Source organism: Streptococcus vulneris, from assembly GCF_019218685.1.
Taxonomy (GTDB): domain Bacteria; phylum Bacillota; class Bacilli; order Lactobacillales; family Streptococcaceae; genus Streptococcus; species Streptococcus vulneris.
This window is the reverse complement of sequence record NZ_JAHUZC010000011.1, coordinates 67,625-82,121: the sequence shown is the minus strand read 5'-3', so window position 1 is coordinate 82,121 and position 14,497 is coordinate 67,625. Positions and strand designations below refer to the sequence as shown.

Here is a 14,497-nt window from a genome sequence, read left to right as displayed (position 1 = left end):
ACATCATTCAAGGATAAAGAAGGAAACGAGATTCCAGGTAATCCAAGTGAAGATGGCGAGCAACCTAAGAAAGATATTCCAGGTTACCGCTTCGTAGAAACTAAGAAACTTCCAAATGGAGATACAGAGCACGTCTACGAAAAAGTTAAGACATCATTCAAGGATAAAGAAGGAAACGAGATTCCAGGAAATCCAAGTGAAGATGGTGAACAACCTAAGAAAGATATTCCAGGCTACCGCTTCGTAGAGACTAAGAAACTTCCAAATGGCGATGTAGAACACGTTTATGAGAAAGTTAAGACAAGTCACAAGGATAAAGATGGTAAAGAAATTCCAAACTATCCAACAGAAGACGGTGAACAACCTAAGAAAGATATTCCAGGCTACCGCTTCGTAGAAACTAAGAAACTTCCAAATGGAGATACAGAGCACGTCTACGAAAAAGTTAAGACATCATTCAAGGATAAAGAAGGAAACGAGATTCCAGGTAATCCAAGTGAAGATGGCGAACAACCTAAGAAAGATATCCCAGGTTACCGCTTCGTAGAAACTAAGAAACTTCCAAATGGAGATACAGAGCACGTCTACGAAAAAGTTAAGACATCATTCAAGGATAAAGAAGGAAACGAAATTCCAGGTAATCCAAGTGAAGATGGCGAACAACCTAAGAAAGATATTCCAGGCTACCGCTTCGTAGAAACTAAGAAACTTCCAAATGGCGACACAGTTCATGTTTATGAAAAAATCATTCCTTCTGTGAAACCAGAACCTGCGAAACCATCAAAACCAGCTCCAGCTAAACCGGCTAAGGAATTGCCTAATACTGGTACAGAAGATCACTCAAGCCTAGCAGCTCTTGGACTTCTTGGAGTATTGAGCGGATTTGGTCTTGTGGCACGCAAGAAAAAAGAAGACTAATGTTTTAATCATTAAAGATTAAACAAAGGAATTCAATTTCATAAATGAAAACCCAACTAATCAAGTGATTAGTTGGGTTTTTTATGTGGATTATCTATTTTTCCATGCTTGGTAACGGGTATCAATCAATAATTGGGTAAGGCGTCCCATGGTTTCCCTTTCTTCTGGAGTGAGTGATTGCGCTTGGACAAAGAGATGACGAATGTGTTCGATAGCCTTTAAGGAAGACAAGTCATTGATAGAAGTAATACCAGAATCAAGAATGGTGCCAAAGAAGAGATCGAAGTAGAGCTGGAGTTCTTCGTCAGGGACTGTGGCCACCCACTCCTTGAAGGTTGTGTCAACTTGTTGGCTATCACTGTTGGTCTTATCCAGTTGGACGAAGTGATTGTCCTCAATCTGCCAACTAAAGGTATCGTGCTGGGCGATACCACCTAAGGCAGTACTGTGCACGATGATTTGGTGGGCAGGAATTTCCAGCATCATACCGATAATGGAGCCTTGTGGGATGAAGACCTTGGTTCTCTCCATTATCCTTTGATAGCCCTCAGTTTGTGTCAGCTCTTTATGGAGACCAGGCGCATCAAAGGTATAAACTGCTGTGATCTGATTTTGCGAGCTTTGCTCAATTTGACTAGCAGCATAGATGGCTAGATTGCCTCCCTTGGAATGCCCAGCCAGAATGACCTTTTGCTTAGGATGTTGGGCAAAAAAGTTCTTTAAATAGCGGAGGGCATGCTTTTGAGCAGGAATTTCCTTCATATAGGTCAGGTGGAAATCTTCCTTCCAGCCAATGATGCTGTCATCAGTCCCACGAAAGACAATCAGATAGGTATCGAGAGTGAGGCGGTAGGTCATAGCAGCAAATTGCTTTTGCAGCTCAGGGTCGATGTCGTTGATAAAATGGGAGAGTTTGCAATTTTTGAAGCGTTTGTGTTGAGCTAGTTCATCTAATAGCTGGAGGCGACTTTTACTGGTCAACATGTTAGGCTCCCTTGGAACCTGAAGTGCCAGGTCTAAAAGTCGTTGAGGAGCTGTGGAGACAAGATTATCAAAGGAGAGGTAGGTGATTTCTGTTAAGGCTAGAATGTCTAATTCATTCAAAGGAAGGTCGTAAAAGGAATCGTGTGCGACATCTTTCAGATAATCAAAAATATTGGCCATAATAGCTCCTTTCTTTTTATTTATCTTATCACAATCACATAGAATTTACTAGTTGGTTTGTACGAGCTCTCTACATACCGACCTATAATGGTATGATTCAGACACATAGAAGACAGTTGGCTTTTATTTCAAACCTCTAAACATACTTGTTTGTATCTGTTTGTCGTCAATCCCATTCTCTTTTAAGAAATTTTTCATCTCATTTATATCATCAGGTTGGCCGGTTAAGAGATAAATAGCTTGGTTACCGTATTTCATAACCGCATTTTTTAAAAATGCTTGGCTTTGAGAAAAGGTTTCGCTAGTTTTATAAGTTAGATTCGGATTATTCTTACTAAGCTCTCTTAACTCATTATCAAAAATGTTTACTCCTTTGTCTAAATGATTAAGAATGATGGAGCGGTTACCAGCCCACTCTTTCACAACTGGACGTAGAGTAGAAATACCGACATCAGAGGCAAAACAAATCAGTGCTTGGTCATTGTCTTTAACAGATAAAGATGACTCCAGCCACCTCATTTCAATTTTACTACCAGCTGGTAAATGTGTTAAGGTTTCCTTAAACACGCTACCACTATTATGGGTTACAATAAGAATTTCATCCTCATCAGGAGTGGAAGCAAGGGTTAGCCATCGGCTAGCCTGATTCTCCTTTACTGGACTTTTGTCTGGACCAAACGCGCTGTCAGGAAGCTTAAACTGAGCAAAGGAGCCAGCTTTCCATATTTGATTTTTTGGTTTTGTGATGTGAACTAAATACAAATCTCCGCTGGGATTTTCAATGGATTTTATCGATAAAGTTTGACTTCGTCCAAGATAGGTAATGATTCCCCAAGATATAAAGCCGAGCACTCCAAGTGTAGTTAGAATAATTATGAACATTTTTTTCCCTCGTTTCATTTTTAACTCCTATAGTGTAGTAATTTTCTATGAATGAATAATATTTTTTTTCATTCAATAATTTCCAAAAAATAAAGAAAAGATTTCTTTATTTCAGTATTCCTTTAATGAAGTTGGTTGCTAGTATTTCTACAGTTTTGCTAATATCTGGAAAATCATTTTCTGTGATATGAATATCCATGTAGTAAAATAGGTTGTAAACTTGTAAAATATCTTGAATTTTTTCTGGAGAATGGCCTTCAGCCTGCAAACGATGAGTAAAGGTTTTCACGAGAAATTGATGAAATGGATTCGTGACTTTCCCTTCTTCTGAGGAATAGTAGCTATGCAACTCATCTGCTATGGCAGGATTGTACCATTCTGCAAGGATTTTATTGGAAGAAACGAGTGCTCTGGATTGAGCAAAGAGTTGACTAATAAGATCAATCATATCAATTTCCCAATCCAGTTCTTCGATCATAGTTTGGCGAACACGGCTGTTTTCATCAATATAGATATCTAAAAAAATAGCCTCTTTACTTTCGTAATAGTTATAAAAAGATCCGACTGCCATATGAGCTTGTCTAGCAATTTCTGAAATTCCTGTCGCCTTGTATCCTTTTTTTGAAAAAACTTCATAAGCTGCGGATTTCAAAGCCTGTTTTTTGTCCAATTTGATTCACCTCTTTTATGAATGAATATTAAATATCGTTCATTCATATCTTAACAAATCTTTTTCAGATTGTCAATCTGAAAGCTAGAACTTTTTACGGATACCACTTGATAAGGAGCTTTTCAATGTTAGAAGAGTATAGAGTGTCGTTTTAACTACACTCAAGGTTTGGAAGAATAGATATAAATTTTGGTTAAGGGGATGTATAAAAGAACTGAAATGAGGGTTGAAAAAATTAAAAATAAAAGGGTAAGGCTGGCACTATGTCTGAAAATAAGGTATGATATCAATGGGGTTATTCACTATCTGTTTTTAAGCTGTTGTGACAAGGAAATGTCAAAAAAGTATTAGATACTAAGCCCTCTATTTATACTAAAGGATTTAAGACTCCTAAAATTAGCAAAGGAGAATCAGATGCACAAGATTTTATTAGTAGAAGATGATCAGGTTATTCGTCAACAAGTCGGGAAAATGCTCTCTGAATGGGGATTTGAAGTGGTTCTGGTAGAAGACTTTATGGAAGTTTTGAGTCTTTTTGTCCAGTCGGAACCTCATCTGGTCCTCATGGATATTGGACTGCCCTTGTTTAATGGCTATCACTGGTGTCAGGAGATTCGCAAGATTTCCAAGGTACCCATCATGTTTCTGTCTTCGAGAGACCAGGCTATGGATATTGTTATGGCGATTAATATGGGGGCGGATGACTTTGTGACCAAGCCGTTTGACCAGCAGGTTCTTTTAGCCAAGGTTCAGGGTTTGTTGCGCCGTTCCTATGAGTTTGGGCGTGACGAGAGTTTACTGGAATATGCCGGTGTGATCCTCAATACCAAATCCATGGATTTGCATTATCAAGGGCAAGTCTTGAATTTGACCAAGAACGAATTCCAGATTTTACGCGTTTTGTTTGAGCATGCGGGCAATATTGTAGCGCGTGATGACCTGATGCGGGAGCTTTGGAACAGTGACTTTTTCATTGATGATAATACCCTCTCTGTCAATGTGGCTCGTTTGCGTAAAAAGTTGGAAGAGCAGGGCTTGGTAGGATTTATCGAGACCAAGAAAGGGATAGGGTATGGACTGAAGCATGCTTGATTGGAAACAATTTTTTCTAGCCTATCTGCGTTCCCGTAGTCGTCTGTTTGTCTATCTGCTTGCTTTAGCATTTCTAGTTTTGCTCTTTCAGTTTTTATTTGCCAGTTTGGGAATTTACTTTCTCTACTTTTTCCTCTTGTGTTGCTTTGTAACTATCTTATTTTTCACTTGGGACATATTGGTGGAAATGCAGGTCTATCGTCAGGAAATTCTCTATGGGGAAAGGGAAGCCAAATCTCCATTGGAAAGAGTTTTGGCTGAAAAATTAGAAGCGCGTGAGATGGAACTCTATCAGCGGAGGTCAGATTCAGAAAGAAAACTGACGGATTTGCTGGATTACTATACCTTGTGGGTTCATCAGATAAAGACCCCCATTGCAGCCAGTCAACTATTAGTTGCAGAAGTAGCTGACCGCCAACTGAAGCAGCAGTTAGAACAGGAAATTTTCAAGATAGATTCCTATACCAATCTAGTTTTACAGTACCTGCGTTTAGAAAGTTTCCATGATGATTTGGTCTTAAAGCAGGTTCAAATCGAGGACTTGGTTAAGGAAATAATTCGTAAATATGCTCTTTTCTTTATTCAAAAAGGCCTAAATGTCAATCTACATGACCTTGATAAAGAAATCGTGACGGATAAGAAGTGGCTACTAGTGGTCATTGAACAAATTATCTCAAATAGTCTCAAGTACACCAAGGAAGGTGGTCTGGAGATTTATATGGAGGGACAAGAGCTTTGTATCAAGGATACGGGAATCGGGATAAAAAACAGTGATGTCCTCCGAGTCTTTGAACGTGGCTTCTCAGGATATAATGGACGCCTAACCCAGCAGTCATCTGGACTTGGCCTCTATCTATCTAAGAAAATTTCTGAAGAACTGGGGCACCAGATTCGTATCGAGTCTGAGGTTGGAAAAGGAACGATAGTGCGGATTCAGTTTGCTCAAGTAAACTTAGTCCTTGAGTGAGAAGAGACAATGAGTTTTTACCCAATCTCTTTTTGCTATATTTCAGGATATTTGAAGACTGTTTTTTACAAAACCAATAATAGAATTTTTAATACGGAATATAGTATAAATACTGGTTCAAAGTGAAGTTTTGTATGCTTTATACTTTTGTTGAGTATAAAATCTATAAACTATGGGTGAATTACAAAAATTAATTTGAGATGAAGTGAATTGTAGACTTGGGAAATGTCTCCTATTCGATTTCAGAATGAATCGTTGATACAGGATTAAAAGAACTGCAGCTTTCTTTTTATTTTGAATGAGATAGGTATATATAGATTTGTGTAACTGGTGTAGAACTGTTTCCAAGAATTTATTGAATGTATCGAATACACACATCCTATTGATTTTGAACCAGTTTTTAATTTCTAAATGTTATAATAGTTTTATCAAGTAAAAGGAGACTACCATGATTGGAGACAATATAAAATTCTTACGAAAATCACATAATCTGATATAACCAGAATTTTCACGGATTGTGGGTGTGTCACGAAATAGCCTAAATCGTTAGAAAAACTGAAAAAGCTTACTTTCAATAGAAGTGTTGGAAATATTCATTTTACATCTATCAAAGAAACATGGGATAGACCTATATTTTACAAAATAGCAAATTATATTTTGAATGATAGTAAAAACTGCAGAACTTGTGTGATTTACAATTATTGCACTCAATGTCCGAGTATCGCACTATCTGAAATAAGGAATAGTAGAGATTGTTCTGAGATATGTAAAAAAACGCATTAGCAAGGAGTATCGTATATGCTACCATATCTTAAAACTATTAGATGGTATCTCTTCTTTAATTTTCTTTTTGGTGTAGTATCGAATATCTGCACAGCTTTGTTACCGTATTTCACGCAGGCATTAATCAAAGGGGATTATCAAGTAGCTCTATATGGTTACTCTATGTCAGTGGCAGGCTATTTGAGTTGTAACTATATCCAAATGATACTTGATTGGAAGCAGGGGATTATCTTTTCGACTACTTTGAAAAATGAGTGGTTTCGTTCACTTCTGGGACTCAGTCACCACGATTTCAAGCAGAAAACAGTAGCAGAGTATATTTCCTATCAATCTAATGACCTAGATTCGTTGGAAAAGGATTACCTTCCTCCATTGATGAGTTTTATCAAACAAATTTTACGTATCATCATTTACGCTTTCATTATTAGCAGAACAATTAATCCTATTGTATCACTGATTTTAATCTTTTCCACTGGAATTAGTATTCAAATTCCTAAAATCGTTGGGAAGTTGACCGCTAATCGTAGACAGGTTTACTTGAAAAAACAAGGAGATTACTATCGAACTTTGGAGGATTTGCTCATGGGACATCATTTGGTAAATAAACTAACTATGTCGCATTTTTTGAATCAACAAAAGAGCTCTCTAAAGAATTTGCAGGATAAGTATTTTAAGTATGGTTTGACAAAAATTACAGGCATCTTATTGACAGGTGTTTCTTTTGAATTCATTAGTCTTGTTCTGTTTATTTATTTAGCCTACTCTTTATCTCACCAGCAACTCGGTATTCCTGAGGTGGTGGCGAGTTTCGGATATATTAATGCTTTTTCTGAACCAATACAGGAAATCCTTTATGATTTACAAATGTTAGAGTCCGTAAAGCCTGTAATCAAGAGTTTTCAAAACATTGTTGGGAGACCCGTTTCAGTTCAAGCACCTCAACATTCTTTTGATACGATTACTTTGAAAAACATTTCCAAACAACTGGGAGAATCAAAATTGATAATTACTTCCGCTACGATTCAAAAAGGGGATAAAATTGCGCTTATTGGTAAGAATGGGTCTGGAAAAAGTAGTCTTCTCAACATTTTAAATGGAACAGATGAAGATTTTGAAGGACAAATTGTGCTAGATGGGCTTGTTTTGGACCATCTTTGGGGAAGATTCGGTATGATTCTGCAACAAGAACATACATTTATTTCAAGTTATGAAAATAATGTAACGCTATTCAATAGTTTCAATGAAAAATTCAGAGAAGAAGATTTTGAAAAAATTCCACCACAATCCCTGTCAGGTGGTCAGCAACAACGAATGTATTTAAATCGTGAGAAAAATCGTAAAAATCCATTGCTTATCCTAGACGAACCTTTCTCTGCATTGGATACTAATCAGTTTAAAATGGAATTGGAAAGAGTTCTGGAACTACCAAGTGCCGTCATTGTTACTTTACATCGCCAAAACGAATTATTAAGTAAGTTTGACCAAGTTTGGGAAATTAAGAATGGAGAACTTGTAATTTTGAAATAGCTAAATTATAAAGAATAAAACGCATAGTATCAAGGTTCAGGAGATATCGTTTTTCTTTTTCGGATAAGGATACAAAAATTTCTTCCTTTCTCTATCTTTTAAATGAATTGATTTCTTCAGAGAAAGATTGTAAATTTTTTGATATAATATGTAGGATGGACTGATGGATATTTAAATGATAATGTTCAAAAGAATCACAGGTAAGAATTAAAAACATGTCAGTTTGGACAGAAGTCTCTCTACCATCATCCATGCAGAAACAAGATTATATGAAATAAAAGGAGTAACCAATGTCCGGAAACTATTCAACACGGGAATACCGTGAGAAATTATACGATGACCTTCATGTTCGATTGAGAGATACAGCGATTTTGATGTGTGCAATTTTTATTGCCTCTATCGGTCTAAATATGAATTCAACAGCTGTTATTATTGGAGCCATGTTAATTTCACCTCTCATGACACCGATTGTTGGACTGGGATTCGGTTTAGCTATTTTTGATACGCGTTTAATCAAGCAATCTCTAGAGGTTTTATTGACTCAAGTGTTGGTCAGTTTGCTTGTCTCGACTCTGTATTTCTGGATTTCTCCCTTATCTTATGAAAGTAGCGAGTTGATCGCACGAACCTCTCCAACCATTTGGGATGTTCTCATTGCTATTGCTGGTGGGATTGCTGGTGTGATCGGTTCAAGGAAAAAAGAAGCAAACAATATCGTGCCAGGAGTAGCCATTGCTACAGCTTTGATGCCGCCTATCTGTACTGCTGGCTATGGTTTAGCTAATGGGAATGTACGATTTTTATTTGGGGCTCTTTATCTTTTCTTGATCAACTGTGTCTTTATCATGCTAATCAACATTGTTGGAACAAGAATTATGATGAGAAAATCTCCCTTAAGTTCATTTAAAGAGCTAAACATTAAAATGAGAATTGGCTTGATTTCTTTGATTGTATTGTTGATTCTTCCAGCTAGCTATTCGGCAGTTACTCTGACAATAGAACAAGCGCGCAAAGAAGGGATCAAACAGTTTGTAGGAAAAGAGTTCGCCAATCATACGGTTATCAATCAAGTCTACAAGTCAAGGAACAATGAATTGGTCTTGACGGTTGTTGGAGATCCGATTTCAGAAGAAGAATTAGAAACGCTCCACCAAAAACAAGCCTCTTACGGTATTCAATCTGTTCAATTGAAAGTGAATCAAGTTCAGAACTCGCCAACATTAGATAGTGAAGCGACCAAGGAATTTTATGAAAACATTGACAAGTATATTGATCAAAAACTCTCTGAAAAAGATTCACAAAACGATCTCGTAAAAGAAAATGAAGCAGACAAGGATTGAGGACAATGAACTGAATCGGTTTTTACGCCGTGTTTTTCTTGTATCTTCCTCTTTCTTACTTATAGCAGGTTGTTTTTGCTTGAATAAGAAATAAATTAGAAGTTCTATCATCTAAGAAAAATGATGAAAAAAATCATTTAACTAATGGTGTGAACGTTTAGTGTTTATCAGCTCCATTCTCTGTAATTTTGGGGGTAAAATCCACACCATTTAGATAAAATTAGTTGAATTTGATTGGAAAAACGCTTTTATAAAAGCGGAGAAAAGTCTTGATATTACGCTGTTTTTAGTCCAACTGAAATTCATACTTTCCAAACCAGGCTTGAAAAAAGCTCGTAAAGCATCACAATTTAGTAAACGTTAAAACTTATTTAAACTTATTGAAAGCATTTCGTATCAAAAATACGGGATGCTTTTTCTGTTCACCCCAAATTTTTGTAACTAGGTGATACTTGAAATTAATACAAATTTGGTTGTTTTTGATAAATCTAAGCAACACTAAATGATGAAGTGAAAGGGGATGAATCTTTGATAGTATTCATTTATTGTGAAATATGATATACTTATTAATTAGATGGATGAATACTTCTAGAGTTAAATATAGCATAATAGGGACAGACTTTTTGGTTTATTTTTGTTTGTAGTCGGATTATGAAAGAATATCCAATATTATGCGATAAGATAGAATGTTACAAAAAAGAAAGGGGATGCAATCCGATGAAGAAAGACAGATTAATTGTATTGACAGATGCTGTTCTAGCAATTATTATGACCATCTTGATTTTAGAGTTAGAAAAACCAACAACACCAAGTCTTAAAGCTTTTTGGGATTTACGGCAAAATTTCTTTGCTTGTTTTCTTTCCTTTTTCTGGTTGGGATCGTTATGGATGGCACTAAACACATTATGGGAAAAGGTTGAGAAAATTTCCTCAGAAATTATTTGGTGGAATTTGTTTCTACTCTTGGAGCGGCAGGAGTTCTCTTTGGAGAATTTCATGCCATCCAAGATACCAGTCTGAATGATGTGGTGGACCGGATCTATATAAATGTCAAGGATTTACCGTTTCAGTCCTTGGGAGCTTTAGCTAATATCCTGTCTGATGTTAAGAAGGGACTGATTCAAGACAGTCATATCTGGTCTTTCTTCCAGTCATTTTTCAAACAATATCAGTTGATAATCAGCTTAAATCAGATCTATCAGTTTGTCTATCTTTCTCTGATGGAGATCATGTCCTATCTTCACTTTGATTATTGGAAAAAAACGGCTCGGTCAGGAGCTAGTATGAATAAGGAGAACAAATGAAACGTTTAAAAATGTTATGGCATATTATGCAGGTTACGGGTTTTACTCGGTTTGCTCTGAGTTTTGTGACCTTTGTTTTTGGGTCAGGAGGCGTGCTTTTCCTAGTTGAACCTGCTATCACAAATTACGGAGACGGTCTTTGGTATGCTTTTGTGACTTCGACGACTGTCGGCTACGGGGATCTCCTAGCTGTGACCTTGATTGGAAGGATTACCAGTGTCTTCTTGACGATTTATGGGCTCATATTTTTTGGCTGTTTATCAGCTGTTATTTTTAATTATTATACCAATTTAAATAAGGAAAGAGGAGAGGACAAATGACTGCCAATTATTCAACACGGGAATACCGTGAGAAATTATACGATGACCTTCATGTTCGATTGAGAGATACAGCGATTTTGATGTGTGCAATTTTTATTGCCTCTATCGGACTAAATATGAATTCAACAGCTGTCATTATAGGAGCCATGTTGATTTCACCTCTCATGACACCGATTGTTGGACTGGGATTCGGTTTAGCTATTTTTGATACGCGTTTAATCAAGCAATCTCTAGAGGTTTTATTGACTCAAGTGTTGGTCAGTTTGCTTGTCTCGACTCTGTATTTCTGGATTTCTCCCTTGTCTTATGCAAGTAGCGAGTTGATTGCACGAACCTCTCCAACCATTTGGGATGTCCTCATTGCTATTGCTGGTGGGATTGCTGGTGTGATCGGTTCAAGGAAAAAAGAAGCGAACAATATCGTGCCAGGAGTAGCCATTGCAACAGCTCTGATGCCACCTATCTGTACTGCAGGCTATGGTTTAGCTAATGGAAATGTACGATTTTTATTTGGAGCTCTTTATCTTTTCTTGATCAACTGTGTCTTTATCATGCTAATCAACATTGTTGGAACAAGAATTATGATGAGAAAATCTCCCTTAAGTTCATTTAAAGAGCTAAACATTAAAATGAGAATTGGGTTGATATCCTTGATTGTATTATTGATTCTTCCAGCTAGTTATTCAGCAGTCACTCTGACGATAGATCAAGCGCGAAAAGAAGGAATCAAGCAGTTTGTAGGAAAAGAGTTCGCCAATCACACGGTCATTAATCAAGTCTACAAGTCAAGGAACAATGAATTGGTCTTGACGGTTGTTGGAGATCCAATTTCAGAAGAAGAATTAGAAACGCTCCACCAAAAACAAGCCTCTTACGGTATTCAATCTGTTCAATTGAAAGTCAATCAAGTTCATAATTCGACAAAATTAGACAGTGATACGACCAAGGAATTTTATGAAACCATTAACAAGTATATTGATCAAAAACTCTCTGAAAAGGATTCACAAAAAGATCTCGTAAAAGAAAATGAAGCAGATAAGGATTGAGGATATTGACCTTATCTAACTCATGAAAGCAAATCTTGTGTGGTGGTTTGGTCAATCACTACTAGCTCGGATTAAATAATACTCTTCGAAAATCAAATTCAAACCACGTCAGCGTCGCCTTACCGTACTCAAGTACAGCTTGCGGCTAGCTTCCTAGTTTGCTTTTTGATTTTCATTGAGTAAAAATATAAAAAGCAACAGCTGAAATAGTTGTTGCTTTTTAGGTAGCTAGGATTTTATCTCTTATTTCTCAACGCGTGATTTGTTGGCGATATCAGCTAGGATAGCTTGAACAAAGTCATCAACTGAGACAGTTTGTGTTTCTTTTTGGCCATAGCGACGAACGTTAACAGTTCCGTCTTCCATTTCCTTGTCCCCAACGATTAATTGGTAAGGAATCTTGCTTGTTTGTGAAGCACGGATCTTGAACTGCATTTTTTCATTGCGCTCATCTACATCTGCACGGACACCACGGTCACGGAGTTTTTTAGCTACTTCCCATGCGTAGTCCACGTGTTTTTCGTTAGATACTGGGATGAGAGTTACTTGGTGAGGTGCTAGCCATGTTGGGAAGGCACCCTTGTAGTTCTCAATCAAGATAGCTGTGAAGCGTTCCATAGTTGAGATAACTCCACGGTGGATCATAACTGGACGGTGCTCTTCACCATCAGCTCCGATATATTTAAGGTCGAAGCGTTCTGGAAGCAAGAAGTCAAGTTGGATAGTAGAAAGAGTTTCTTCTTTTCCAAGAGCGGTCTTAACTTGAATATCCAATTTTGGTCCGTAGAAGGCTGCTTCACCTTCGGCTTCAAAGTAGTCCACGCCCATTTCATCAAGGGCTGCACGAAGCATGGTTTGAGCATTTTCCCACATCTCATCGTTGTCAAAGTACTTGTGAGTATCTTGAGGGTCACGAAGAGAGAGGCGGAAGCGGTATTCAGTCAAGTTGAAATCTTCATAAACATCGATAATCAACTGAAGGGCACGCTGGAATTCTTCTTGGATTTGTTCTGGAGTCACAAAGAGGTGACCGTCGTTGAGTGACATTTCACGTACACGTTGAAGACCAGTGAGGGCACCAGATTTTTCATAACGGTGCATCATACCGATTTCAGCAATACGGATTGGCAACTCACGGTAAGAATGAACATGGTGTTTGAAGACTTGGATGTGGTGCGGGCAGTTCATTGGACGAAGGACGAATTCTTCCCCGTCACCCATGTCCATAGTTGGGAACATGTCTTCTTGGTAATGATCCCAGTGACCAGAAGTCTTGTAAAGCTCAACTGAAGCAAGTGGCGGAGTGTAGACGTGTTGGTAGCCTGAAGCCAACTCTTTGTCTACGATGTAGCGTTCCAATTCACGACGGATAGTCGCACCATTTGGCAACCAGAATGGAAGTCCTTGACCAACCTCTTGAGAAATCATGAAGAGATCAAGCTCTTTACCAAGTTTACGGTGGTCACGTTCCTTAGCTTCTTCACGCATTTGAAGGTAGTTTTTCAAGTCTTTTTTGTCAAACCAAGCTGTACCGTAGATACGTTGCATCATAGCGTTGTCGCTATTTCCACGCCAGTAAGCACCTGCTACATGGAGAAGGTGGAAGATTTGGATACGGCCTGTTGAAGGGACGTGTGGGCCACGGCAAAGGTCTACATATTCACCCTGACGATAGATAGTCAAACCGCCTTCGTCTTCTGAGTGTTCTTCAATCAATTCCAACTTGTAAGGGTCGTTTTTAAAGATTTCACGTGCCTCGTCTTTAGTCACTTCTTCACGAATTGATGGGAAGTTTTCTTTGACAATTTTTTGCATTTCTTCTTCGATACGAGGAAGGTCTTCGTTAGAGATTTGACCAGCTGTGTTGTCAGTATCGTAGTAGAAGCCGTCCTCGATGGCTGGACCAACACCCAAGTGAATGTCTGGGAAAAGACGACGAGCTGCTTGGGCGAACAAGTGAGCAGCTGAGTGACGCAAGATTGGAAGGGCATCTTCGTGGTCAGGTGTCACAATTTCGATGCTTCCATCTTCAGTGATAGCACGAGTAGTGTCGATGAGTTTGCCGTTAAATTTACCAGCCAAGGCTTTTTTTGCTAGGGAATTGCTGATAGATTGGGCAATTTCAAAAGTTGTAACGCCAGATTCGAATTCACGAACAGCGCCATCTGGGAAAGTAATGTTAATCATGATGTTCTCCTTACTTATATTATTGACGAATGTGTTAACCCTATTCTGAAAACAGGGACAGAGGACTGTGAAAGCTAGAAAAACAAAAAGCGACATCCTCGAAAGGACGTCGCAACGTGGTTCCACCTTCATTTATGTTCCTCAAAAAAGAGGGACACCTCTGATTGGCTCTAACGTGGCCACCGTTTTATGTTTTCATAAAAAACTCAAGAGTAGTATCAGTTTAGGCTTCCTATGCGTTTCCAGCAACCACGCACTCTCTAGTAGAAAGGGACTAAGTGACTTGTCTCTATGGAT

13 protein-coding genes and 1 pseudogene are annotated in these 14,497 nt (G+C 38.0%); 9 read left to right on the top strand and 5 right to left on the bottom strand.

Annotated features, from left to right (window positions below; all coding sequences use genetic code 11):
- Positions 1-918: MucBP domain-containing protein (locus KUA57_RS08005; RefSeq protein WP_218494032.1), on the top strand; the 918-nt coding region annotated here is incomplete at its 5' end.
- Positions 919-1,008: 90 nt separating this feature from the next.
- On the opposite strand, the gene KUA57_RS08000 is transcribed toward KUA57_RS08005, so the two are convergent.
- The 3 genes from KUA57_RS08000 to KUA57_RS07990 form a co-directional block, all read right to left on the bottom strand.
- On the bottom strand, positions 1,009-2,082 hold the full coding sequence (locus tag KUA57_RS08000; protein ID WP_218494031.1) for a DUF2974 domain-containing protein: 1,074 nt from the start codon (positions 2,080-2,082) through the stop codon (positions 1,009-1,011).
- A 123-nt stretch (positions 2,083-2,205) separates the two neighbouring features.
- Positions 2,206-2,982, bottom strand: coding sequence for a ferredoxin reductase domain-containing protein (locus KUA57_RS07995; RefSeq protein WP_218494030.1), 777 nt, complete (start codon positions 2,980-2,982; stop codon positions 2,206-2,208).
- Positions 2,983-3,070: 88 nt separating this feature from the next.
- A complete protein-coding gene (locus tag KUA57_RS07990; RefSeq protein WP_125456124.1) occupies positions 3,071-3,640 on the bottom strand; it encodes a TetR/AcrR family transcriptional regulator in 570 nt (189 codons plus the stop codon).
- A gap of 408 nt (positions 3,641-4,048) precedes the next feature.
- On the opposite strand from KUA57_RS07990, the gene KUA57_RS07985 reads away from it, so the two are divergent.
- From KUA57_RS07985 to KUA57_RS07950, 8 genes are all read left to right on the top strand, one after another.
- Positions 4,049-4,726: a response regulator transcription factor gene (locus tag KUA57_RS07985; RefSeq protein WP_000548991.1), complete on the top strand. Its 678-nt coding sequence runs from the start codon at positions 4,049-4,051 to the stop codon at positions 4,724-4,726.
- Positions 4,719-5,693 (top strand): sensor histidine kinase, encoded by a 975-nt coding sequence (locus tag KUA57_RS07980; RefSeq protein ID WP_061864316.1) that lies wholly within the window; start codon positions 4,719-4,721, stop codon positions 5,691-5,693. Before KUA57_RS07985 ends, KUA57_RS07980 begins: the two co-directional genes overlap by 8 nt.
- A 798-nt stretch (positions 5,694-6,491) precedes the next feature.
- On the top strand, positions 6,492-8,003 hold the full coding sequence (locus KUA57_RS07975; RefSeq protein WP_004242726.1) for an ATP-binding cassette domain-containing protein: 1,512 nt from the start codon (positions 6,492-6,494) through the stop codon (positions 8,001-8,003).
- A 290-nt stretch (positions 8,004-8,293) separates the two neighbouring features.
- The gene (locus KUA57_RS07970; protein WP_218494029.1) at positions 8,294-9,343 is read left to right on the top strand and encodes a DUF389 domain-containing protein; all 1,050 of its coding nucleotides are present in this window, start codon (positions 8,294-8,296) and stop codon (positions 9,341-9,343) included.
- A 717-nt stretch (positions 9,344-10,060) separates the two neighbouring features.
- Positions 10,061-10,363 carry a TMEM175 family protein gene (locus tag KUA57_RS07965; protein ID WP_080976003.1) on the top strand — a complete coding sequence of 101 codons (303 nt, stop codon included), beginning with the start codon at positions 10,061-10,063 and terminating at the stop codon, positions 10,361-10,363.
- Entirely contained in the window at positions 10,288-10,647 is a 360-nt protein-coding gene (locus KUA57_RS07960) for a hypothetical protein (protein WP_231088896.1), read from the top strand. Before KUA57_RS07965 ends, KUA57_RS07960 begins: the two co-directional genes overlap by 76 nt.
- Entirely contained in the window at positions 10,644-10,967 is a 324-nt protein-coding gene (locus KUA57_RS07955) for a potassium channel family protein (RefSeq protein ID WP_000825751.1), read from the top strand. Before KUA57_RS07960 ends, KUA57_RS07955 begins: the two co-directional genes overlap by 4 nt.
- Positions 10,964-12,013, top strand: a complete 1,050-nt coding sequence (locus tag KUA57_RS07950; protein ID WP_218494028.1) for a DUF389 domain-containing protein — start codon at positions 10,964-10,966, stop codon at positions 12,011-12,013. The genes KUA57_RS07955 and KUA57_RS07950 overlap by 4 nt, the downstream gene beginning before the upstream one ends.
- Positions 12,014-12,256: 243 nt before the next feature.
- Here the strand turns inward: KUA57_RS07950 and thrS are convergent, their stop codons facing one another.
- Complete coding sequence (gene thrS / locus KUA57_RS07945; RefSeq protein ID WP_000608345.1) at positions 12,257-14,200, bottom strand: threonine--tRNA ligase; 1,944 nt, start codon at positions 14,198-14,200, stop codon at positions 12,257-12,259.
- A 40-nt stretch (positions 14,201-14,240) separates the two neighbouring features.
- A pseudogene (locus KUA57_RS09730) lies at positions 14,241-14,449 on the bottom strand (hypothetical protein).
- Between the last annotated feature and the right edge of the window lie 48 nt (positions 14,450-14,497).

Coding starts and splice junctions, on each gene's coding strand:
- KUA57_RS08000 (WP_218494031.1), bottom strand. CDS start 2,082: ATGGCCAATATTTTTGATTATCTGAAAGATGTCGCACACGATTCCTTT.
- KUA57_RS07995 (WP_218494030.1), bottom strand. CDS start 2,982: ATGAAACGAGGGAAAAAAATGTTCATAATTATTCTAACTACACTTGGA.
- KUA57_RS07985 (WP_000548991.1), top strand. CDS start 4,049: ATGCACAAGATTTTATTAGTAGAAGATGATCAGGTTATTCGTCAACAA.
- KUA57_RS07980 (WP_061864316.1), top strand. CDS start 4,719: ATGCTTGATTGGAAACAATTTTTTCTAGCCTATCTGCGTTCCCGTAGT.
- KUA57_RS07975 (WP_004242726.1), top strand. CDS start 6,492: ATGCTACCATATCTTAAAACTATTAGATGGTATCTCTTCTTTAATTTT.
- KUA57_RS07970 (WP_218494029.1), top strand. CDS start 8,294: ATGTCCGGAAACTATTCAACACGGGAATACCGTGAGAAATTATACGAT.
- KUA57_RS07965 (WP_080976003.1), top strand. CDS start 10,061: ATGAAGAAAGACAGATTAATTGTATTGACAGATGCTGTTCTAGCAATT.
- KUA57_RS07955 (WP_000825751.1), top strand. CDS start 10,644: ATGAAACGTTTAAAAATGTTATGGCATATTATGCAGGTTACGGGTTTT.
- KUA57_RS07950 (WP_218494028.1), top strand. CDS start 10,964: ATGACTGCCAATTATTCAACACGGGAATACCGTGAGAAATTATACGAT.
- thrS (WP_000608345.1), bottom strand. CDS start 14,200: ATGATTAACATTACTTTCCCAGATGGCGCTGTTCGTGAATTCGAATCT.